This window comes from Paraburkholderia sp. Ac-20347 (assembly GCF_017104805.1).
Taxonomy (GTDB): domain Bacteria; phylum Pseudomonadota; class Gammaproteobacteria; order Burkholderiales; family Burkholderiaceae; genus Paraburkholderia; species Paraburkholderia tropica.
In genome coordinates this window covers 1-8,771 of record NZ_JAAGPN010000308.1, presented here as the reverse complement: position 1 = coordinate 8,771, position 8,771 = coordinate 1, and the positions used below count along the sequence as shown (strand labels likewise).

General features: G+C 66.0%; 9 protein-coding genes and 1 pseudogene. 1 reads left to right on the top strand and 9 read right to left on the bottom strand.

From position 1 onward, the window contains the following. Nucleotides 1–404 (bottom strand): annotated as a pseudogene (locus tag G3N97_RS33535) (SPOR domain-containing protein); the annotation flags it as partial. Nucleotides 405–466: 62 nt separating this feature from the next. Then, nucleotides 467–1,777: a bifunctional tetrahydrofolate synthase/dihydrofolate synthase gene (gene folC / locus G3N97_RS33530; protein WP_205997185.1), complete on the bottom strand. Its 1,311-nt coding sequence runs from the start codon at nt 1,775–1,777 to the stop codon at nt 467–469. Nucleotides 1,778–1,788: 11 nt separating this feature from the next. On the opposite strand from folC, the gene G3N97_RS33525 reads away from it, so the two are divergent. Continuing rightward, nucleotides 1,789–2,004, top strand: coding sequence for a hypothetical protein (locus G3N97_RS33525; RefSeq protein WP_205997184.1), 216 nt, complete (start codon nt 1,789–1,791; stop codon nt 2,002–2,004). Between the two features lie 42 nt (nt 2,005–2,046). Here the strand turns inward: G3N97_RS33525 and accD are convergent, their stop codons facing one another. The 7 genes from accD to G3N97_RS33490 all read right to left on the bottom strand — a co-directional run. After that, nucleotides 2,047–2,919 (bottom strand): acetyl-CoA carboxylase, carboxyltransferase subunit beta, encoded by an 873-nt coding sequence (gene accD, locus G3N97_RS33520; RefSeq protein ID WP_074982625.1) that lies wholly within the window; start codon nt 2,917–2,919, stop codon nt 2,047–2,049. Nucleotides 2,920–3,039: 120 nt separating this feature from the next. Further along, entirely contained in the window at nt 3,040–3,855 is an 816-nt protein-coding gene (gene trpA, locus G3N97_RS33515) for a tryptophan synthase subunit alpha (RefSeq protein WP_205997183.1), read from the bottom strand. A 60-nt stretch (nt 3,856–3,915) separates the two neighbouring features. Continuing rightward, complete coding sequence (locus tag G3N97_RS33510) at nt 3,916–4,812, bottom strand: site-specific DNA-methyltransferase (RefSeq protein ID WP_205997186.1); 897 nt, start codon at nt 4,810–4,812, stop codon at nt 3,916–3,918. Nucleotides 4,813–4,890: 78 nt separating this feature from the next. Continuing rightward, a complete protein-coding gene (trpB, locus tag G3N97_RS33505) occupies nt 4,891–6,084 on the bottom strand; it encodes a tryptophan synthase subunit beta (RefSeq protein ID WP_205997182.1) in 1,194 nt (397 codons plus the stop codon). A gap of 61 nt (nt 6,085–6,145) precedes the next feature. After that, complete coding sequence (locus G3N97_RS33500; RefSeq protein ID WP_205997181.1) at nt 6,146–6,847, bottom strand: phosphoribosylanthranilate isomerase; 702 nt, start codon at nt 6,845–6,847, stop codon at nt 6,146–6,148. A gap of 85 nt (nt 6,848–6,932) precedes the next feature. Then, a complete protein-coding gene (gene truA / locus G3N97_RS33495; protein ID WP_205997180.1) occupies nt 6,933–7,736 on the bottom strand; it encodes a tRNA pseudouridine(38-40) synthase TruA in 804 nt (267 codons plus the stop codon). A 10-nt stretch (nt 7,737–7,746) separates the two neighbouring features. After that, nucleotides 7,747–8,771, bottom strand: a 1,025-nt coding sequence (locus tag G3N97_RS33490) for a FimV/HubP family polar landmark protein (RefSeq protein ID WP_277397832.1), incomplete at its 5' end; no start/stop codon positions are given.

Sequence of the window (8,771 nt, the reverse complement as noted above, 5' to 3'; positions counted from 1 at the left end):
GCAAGGCTCGACGCGCCCGGCGCGGGCGGATTGTCGGGCGCGACGCCGGCTTGCGTGTCGTCGTCGTCATCGCGCGCGGAGGCAGCGGGCCCCTTGGGCGCGGGATGGCTCGGAATGTCGATCGCGATGTCGTCGGTGACGGGCTTCGGATGGGAGTCGAGCACCATCGGGAGGATCACGATGGCGGCCAGCACCAGCGCGATCGCACCGACCAGGCGGCGGCGCGCACGCTGCTTCTCCGGCAAGGTGGGATCGAGGAGCATGGCCTCGGCGTCGGCGGACCGGTCCGTGCGGCGGCTGCGCCGCTCAACGCGCGTGTTCTGGCTGCTCCGTCGGCTGGAGCCGGCATCGGCGCCGCGTCGGCGGGGCGCCTCGTCTTTCTTGCCGAACGAGAAAATTCCCATGTATGGCTGCTTTTGGCCTGTCTGCGTGGTGCTTGCCGTGGTGGCGTCGATTCGCCGCGCGTTCAGTGCTGCTGTGACTTTCGCCAGGCCATGACGCCGGCGACGGTCAAGAAACTCCCGAAGACGATAATTCTATCATTTTCAGTCGCTCGTTTTAGCGCATCTTGAAATGCTGCGGCGGGCGATTCGTAATGCGTGATGCTGCTGTCGGCGCTGTCTTCCACACCGGCCTCGCGCAGCGCGTCTTCGAGCTGTTGCGCGGACGCCGCGCGCGGCAGCGGCAGATCGGTGACGCACCAGTGGTCGATTTCGCCCTTCAGGTGGCCGATCACGCCGGCGATGTCCTTGTCGCGCATGGCGCCAAATACCGCGTAAGTGTACGGAAAATAGCCCATGCTGCCGAGATTTTGCCCGAGCACGGCGGCGGCATGCGGATTGTGGCCGACGTCGAAAATAATCGCGGGCTTGCCCGGCAGCACCTGGAAGCGGCCCGGCAATTCCACGTTCGCGAGGCCCAGACGGATGTCCTGCGCCGAAACCGGCACGCGGTCGCGCATCGCTTCGAGCGCGGCGAGCGCCGCCGAGGTGTTGATCAGTTGATTCGCGCCGCGCAGCGCCGGATACGCGAGCGCCGAACGGCGTTGCGCGCGGCCCACATAGCTCCATTGCTGGCGTTCGCTGCCCGGCGAGCCTTCGAAGCGGAAATCGCGGCCGAAGAGCCACAGATCGGCGCCGATCGACTCAGCATGGTCGACGAGCGTTTGCGGCGGCAGCGGGTCCGAGCAGATCGCGGGCTTGCCTGCGCGGAAGATGCCGGCCTTTTCGAAGCCGATCTTCTCGCGCGTGTCGCCGAGATATTCGGTGTGGTCGAGGTCGATGCTCGTGACGATCGCGCAGTCGGCGTCGAGCACGTTCACGGCGTCGAGACGGCCGCCCAGACCCACTTCGAAGATCACCGCGTCGAGCCCGCGCGAAGCGAACAGATGCATGATCGCCAGCGTCGTGAACTCGAAGTACGTGAGCGAAACCGGCGTCGGCAGCGCGTTGCGCGCGGCTTCCACGGCCTCGAAGTGCGGCAGCAGTTCGGCGTCGCTGGCCTGCTCGCCGTCGATGCGCGCGCGCTCGTTGAACGCGAGCAGATGCGGCGACGTGTGGCAGCCGACGTGGTAACCGGCCTTGAGCAGAATCGTTTCGAGAATCGCGCAGGTCGAGCCCTTTCCGTTCGTGCCGCCGACGGTGAAGATCGGGCACTCGAACTGGAGCTTCAGCGCTTCCTTGACCTGGGTAATGCGGCCGAGGCCCATGTCGATGCCGACCGGGTGCGCGGTTTCGAGATGCGTGAGCCACGCGTCGAGAGTGGGAAAGGTGCTCATGAATACGCGATGTGAAACGATTCGAATGGAAAGCCGGACAGCTGCTGCGGTGCCAACAGCGGCGCAAACAACAGCGGACGTGCGGCGCGGCGTCCTGCCCGCGCGCGCCGCAATCGAACATGCTCTATTCGACCGCGATCTCGCGCGAACGATCCGCCACGAAAGAACGGCATTATCGCGGAAATGACAACGCGCCGCTTGCTTTCGCTCGCGGCGCGTTGGCTTGAGTGCGGATGACGGCGGTTTTCGCCTGGTCTATCGCCTGGTCGTTACGCCACGGCGTCGGCCGGCTGGCGCTGCAACAGCGCCATGAGCTGGGCGATTTCCTCACGCAGCTTGCGGCGGTCGACGATCATGTCGATGGCGCCCTTCTGCAGCAGGAATTCCGCACGCTGGAAGCCTTCCGGCAGCTTCTCGCGCACCGTCTGCTCGATCACGCGCGGGCCGGCGAAGCCGATCAGCGCCTTCGGTTCCGCGATCACCACGTCGCCGAGGAACGCGAAGCTCGCCGACACGCCGCCCATCGTGGGATCGGTCAGCACCGAGATGAACGGCAGCTTGGCTTCCGAGAGCTTGGTCAGCATGGCCGTGGTCTTGGCCATCTGCATCAGCGACAGCAGGCTTTCCTGCATGCGCGCGCCGCCCGAAGCGGTGAAGCAGATGAACGGCACTTGCTGTTCGAGCGCGGTCTGCGCGCCGCGCGCGAAACGCTCGCCGACCACCGAACCCATCGAGCCGCCCATGAAGGCGAACTCGAAGCAGGCGACCACGCAGGGCAGCGTGTGGATCGCGCCGCCCATGACGACCATCGCGTCGGTTTCACCCGTATCGTCCATCGCTTCCTTGATGCGATCGGGGTACTTGCGGCTGTCCTTGAACTTCAGCGCGTCGACCGGAACGATTTCCTGACCGAGCTCATAGCGGCCTTCCGGATCGAGCAGACCGTCGAGGCGCTCGCGCGCATTGATGCGCATGTGGTGGTCGCACTTCGGGCAGACGTGGAGGTTCGCTTCGACGTCGTTGCGGTACAGGACCGCTTCGCACTTCGGGCACTTGATCCACAGACCTTCCGGAATGCTCTTGCGGCTTTTCGGATCGGTTTGCTTGATCTTGGGCGGCAGCAGTTTATCGAGCCAGCTCATGTATTTTCTTCCTTGACCTTCGTGATGCGCGGGCGCGGCGGATCGAGCTGACCCGACCGGTAAAACCGACCGGGTTCCGACCCCGACCGCGCATGGCGAAAAGTGGATTTTACAGCACTCTCATTTCGCGTTGTCCGACAGCGCGTCCAGCGCCGCGCGAATGCCCGCGATGAACTGCGTGAGCGCCTCGGCGGCGGAGTCGGCGGGCGACTGTTCGAGCAGCGTGACGATGCGGCTGCCGATCACCACGGCGTCCGACACTTCGGCCACCGCGGCGGCGGTTTGCGCGTCGCGAATGCCGAAACCGACGCCGACCGGCAGCGGCACGCCCGCCTTGATCGCCGGGATTTTACTCGCGATGCTCGCGACGTCCAGATTCGCCGCGCCCGTCACGCCCTTGAGCGAGACGTAATAGACGTAGCCGCTGGCCGCGCGGCCCACTTCGGCGATGCGCTCCGCCGTGGACGTGGGCGCGAGCAGGAAGATCGGATCGATCTCGACCGCCTTCATCTTCGCGGCGAATTCGACCGATTCCTCGGGCGGATAATCGACCACCAGCACGCCGTCCACGCCGGCGTCCTTCGCGGCGGCCGCGAAGACGTCGGCGCCCATGCGTTCGATCGGGTTGGCGTAACCCATCAGCACGACGGGCGTGGTGTTGTCGGTTTCGCGGAAGCACTTGACGTCGGCCAGCACGCTCTTGAGCGTGACGCCCTTCGCGAGCGCGCGCTCCGACGACTGCTGGATCACCGGGCCGTCCGCCATCGGGTCCGAGAACGGCACGCCGAGTTCGATCACGTCCGCGCCGCCGGCGGCGAGCGCGTGCATGAATTCGACCGTGCGGGCCGGATCGGGGTCGCCTGCCGTCATGAACGGGATCAGGCCTTTCTTGCTGGCGGCGGCGAGCGCCTCGAACGTGGTTTTGATGCGGGACATTTCAGGGTCCTCAATCTCAATGGATACCGCGCGTCGCAGACCGACGGCGGCGGCGGCGCCTCAGGCGCCGGCCGCGACAGCCGTGGCGCGGGCAGCGGACGCGGGCGCGGCGGCTGCCGCGCTCACGCGTTCGCGCGCGATCGCGCAGTAACTTTCGTTGATTTCATAGCCGACGAATTCGCGCTTCTGACGCGCGCAAGCGACTGCCGTGGTGCCGCTGCCCATGAACGGGTCCAGCACGCGGCCGCCCGGCGGGCAGCTCGCGAGCACCATGCGCTCGACGATTTCCAGGGGCTTCTGGGTCGGATGATCGACACGTTCCGCATGCTGACGATGCAGCCGCGAGACAGACCAGACGTCCTTGGGGTTGTAGCCGAGCTCCAGCCACTTGCTGCCTTCGAACAACTTGCGCGAACGCGCCTTCTTCGTGGCGGCATCGTACGGGATGCGGACGGGATCGAGATCGAAGTAGTAATCCTTCGAGACCGCGAAGAAACCGATGTTGTCGTGCACGGAGGTAAAGCGGCGGGTCGTGCCGCCCATGCTGGGTACGCGACGATCCCAGACGATCTCGTTAATCATCGTCATTTTCGACTTCAGATAAACGAAGATCTCGGGCGCGTACTGCCACGTGCAAAACACATAGAGCGAGCCGCTGGCCTTGAGCTTGGGAATCGCCAGGTCGAGCCAGCCATACGTCCAGGCGAGGAAGTCCTCGCCCGAACGCATGTCGGAGTCATTGCCGTAGTCCTTGCCGAGCCCATAAGGCGGATCGGCGACGATCAGGTCGATCGAGGCATCGGGCAAATTCACCGCATCGGTCAGAAAATCGCGGTTCAGGAGCCGGATGCCGTCGGGCACTGCCGGCGGCACCGTGGACACCGCCGTCGCCGCGGGCAAAGCGGCGGCGTGAGCCAGCGCCTCGGCGGCTTCCTGCTCCGCCGTCTGGCTGCTCATTTCGCCCGTCTCGCCTGTGGCGGCCGGCAGGGTCGGCTCGTCGAACTCGTCACGCATCGCTGGTATCGCTCCCGGCGCCTAGAACTGGATGCCCGATCGCTCGGCGACCGTGTGCATGTCCTTGTCGCCGCGGCCCGACAGATTCACCAGCAGAACCTTGTCCTTGGGCAGCGTGGGCGCGAGCTTCGCGGCGTACGCGAGCGCGTGGCTCGATTCGAGCGCCGGAATGATGCCTTCGATGCGGCAGCAGTCGTGGAACGCCTTGAGCGCTTCCTCGTCGTCGATCGTCACGTACTGCGCGCGGCCGCTGTCCTTGAGCCACGCGTGCTCGGGACCGACGCCCGGATAGTCGAGACCTGCCGACACCGAATGCGTCTCGATGATCTGCCCGTTCTCGTCCTGCAGCAGATAGGTGCGGTTGCCGTGCAGCACGCCCGGCGTACCGGCCGCGAGCGAAGCGGCGTGACGGCCCGTTTCCATGCCGTCGCCGGCCGGCTCGACGCCGATCAACTGCACCGAACTCTCTTCGATATACGGGTAAAAGATGCCCATCGCATTCGAACCGCCGCCAACGCACGCGATCACGGCGTCAGGTTGACGACCGGTCATTTCGGGCATCTGCACGCGGCATTCGTCGCCGATCACGCGCTGGAAGTCGCGCACCATCATCGGGTACGGATGCGGACCCGCCACGGTGCCGATGATGTAGAAGGTGTTTTCGACGTTGGTGACCCAGTCGCGCATGGCTTCGTTGAGCGCGTCCTTGAGCGTGCGCGAGCCCGACTCGACCGGCACGACCGTCGCGCCCAGCAACTTCATGCGGTAAACGTTCGCGGCCTGGCGGCGCACGTCTTCCGCGCCCATGTAGACGACGCATTCCATGCCGAAGCGCGCCGCGATCGTAGCCGTCGCCACGCCGTGCTGGCCCGCTCCGGTCTCGGCGATCACGCGCGGCTTGCCCATGCGGCGGGCGAGCAGCGCCTGGCCGATCACGTTGTTCACCTTGTGGGCGCCGGTATGGTTGAGGTCTTCGCGCTTCAGATAGATCTGCGCGCCGCCGAGCATCTCGCTCCAGCGCTGCGCGTGATAGATCGGCGACGGACGGCCGACAAAATGCTTCAACTCGCGCTCATATTCCGCGCGGAAGTCGGGATCGTCCTTGTATTTCGCGTAGGCGTCGCGCAGTTCGTCGATCGCCTGCATGAGGGTTTCGGCAGCGAACACGCCGCCATATTGGCCGAAATGGCCACGTTCATCTGGCAAATTGTACATAAGTCACTCGCTCCGACCGGATGGTGCCTTGCGTTGCGCAAGGACTTGCCGGTCCAGAAAATTATCCCGCGTCCGCTTCGCGCACTGCGCGCACGAACGCCGCCATACGGGCGTGATCTTTCACGCCCTTCGCGCCCGGTACCTCGATGCCACTGGAGACATCGACGGCGTACGGACGCACCTGGCGAATCGCATCACCGACGTTTTGCGCGTTCAAGCCACCACTCAAAACGGCCCGACGCGCGAGCCCTGCGGGGATAAGTGACCAATCGAAGACCTTCCCGCCACCGCCGTAACCGTCGACATGGGTGTCGAACAGAAGGCCGCTGGCTGATGAATAACTATTCGCCGATTCTACCAAATCGGTCTGCCGAGTATCCGCCGCCACTCGCAGCGCCCGCAACCAGGGCAAACCGGCAACCGCCGCCAGCGACTCGCACTGCGCGGGCGTTTCGTCGCCGTGAAATTGCAGCAGCGTGAGCGAGACGTTGCTCGCCACTTCGCTGAGCCATTGCGGCGTAGGGTTCACGAACAGGCCCACGACCGAGACGAACGGCGGAATGTCGTGCGTCAGCTCGACGGCCTGCGCGATGCTCACCGAGCGCGCGCTGGGCGGATAAAACACGAGACCGATCGCGTCCGCGCCGAGGTCGATCGCCCGGTCCACCGCCTCGGGCGTGGACAGCCCGCACAGCTTGATACGCGTGCGATGCGCGGCGCGCTCGGCTTGATCGACCTGATCGACTGACTCGGCTTGCGTCATGACTTGAGGCTCGTTGATATCTCGATGGTTAAAGGCAACTTGCGCGGATTTGAGCGAACTTGCGCGCGATTGCGACGCTGCGGCATCAGGCCGGATCGTCCCAGATCGCGCTCCACGGCACGCTCGCCGTATGCGGCGCGGGTACCGCGAACTCGTCAGGATAGCCTACCTGGGCGAGATACAGACCGTCCGGCATGAAAGTCGGCGCGGCTTTGCCACGGTCGAGTCCCGCCAGCACCTCGGCCATCCACGAAGCCGGATAGCGCCCGCGACCGACCGCCACGAGGCAGCCCATCAGGTTGCGCACCATGTGATGCAGGAACGCGTTGGCGCGGAAACGGAAGTGGATGAAGTCGCCCTGCGGCCGGATGTCGATCTGGTACAGGTGCTTGACCGGCGTCTTCGACTGGCACTCCGAGGAGCGGAACGCCGAAAAATCGTGCTCGCCGATCAGGCATTGGGCCGCCTCGCGCATCGCATCGACGTCGAGCGGCGTGTGAATCCAGCCGGAACGGCCCGCCAGCATCGGCGAACGCACCGGGTGCACGTAGAGCACGTAGTAATAGGTGCGCTCGAAGGCAGCGAAACGCGCGTGGAACGTCTCGGGCATGGGCTTGGCCCACTGCACCGCGACCGTCGACGGCAGGAACGCGTTGGTGCCGCGCACCCACGAAAAATCGGTGCGATCGAGATCGGTGTCGAAATGCACGACCTGGCCCAGCCCGTGCACGCCCGTGTCGGTGCGGCCCGCAACCACCGTGGACAGCGGCACCGTGGCGAACTCGCGCAGCGCGCGCTCGAGCGCGTCCTGCACGGTCTTGCCGTGCGGCTGCGATTGCCAGCCGCAGAACGCGGCGCCGTCGTACTGAATGCCTAACGCGATTCGCATGCGGCAGGCGTCAGGACAGCGGCGAGAGCGTCGACAGCAGCGCCTGCGCGTCGGCGCGCGTGGCGTGGTCGCTCGACTCGATCACTTCGTTGATCAGCGCACGTGCGCCCGACAGATCGCCCAGCGCGATGTACTCGTGCGCGAGATCCAGCTTGTTGCGCGCGATGCGCGCGAGTTGATCGGGCGAGAAAACCGGCAGCGGCTCGGCGGAATCGGGCGGCAGGTTCAGGTCGAAATCGAGCGAAAGCGTGCCGAAACGCGGCGCGCCCAGACCCGCGATGGAGCCGATGCCCGCGGTACCGGCTTCGATCGCCTGGCCGGCGAGCGGCGCGGGCGGCTGGCCGAACGGCAGGGGCTGACCGAGCGTCGCGCCCGACGTGGCGGACGGTTCGGTCGCGAACGGGAAATCGGGCATGGCCGGCGCATCCGGCACTTCCACGCGCGGCGGCAACGACATTTCGATGCTGCCGAGCGCATCGACTGCGGTTTTCGGAAACTCTTGCGGGACTTCTTGGTAGGGCATTGATTCTTCTGCGGAAACTGCGGGAACAACGGGTTCTGCGGGCGCAGCCGGCTCGGGCTCCGGATCGCCGGGCATGCGCAATTCGAGCGGCTGCGGTTCGCGCGCGTGCGGCGCGAACGGTGCGGGTTCGCCTTCGGCCTCGGCGGCTTCAAAGGCGTCAGTCGCGAGCGGTTTATCGTGAGCGTCGGCGTGAGTTTCGGCTTGAGTCGGGTCTTCGCCCGGCATCGTCAATTCGATCGGGTGTGGCTCGGCCAGACCTTCCGGCGGCAGCGCCGATGCGCCCAACTCCGCAGCCGCGGCGAAGCTCGCGGCGTCGGTGGCGTCGGCGAGCGTTTCCGGTTCGCCGGGCGCCACACCTTGCGGATGCGTGCCGTGCTCCGCGCGGTCTTCGCGCAGCGCGTCGGGGCCGTTGGCTTGCGTGGGCTCCAGCTTGTCGAACAGCGTCGGCGGCAAGGCGTCGCCGCCCAGCTCCGCAGCGGCGGACAGGCTCGCGGCGTCGGTGGCGTGATCGA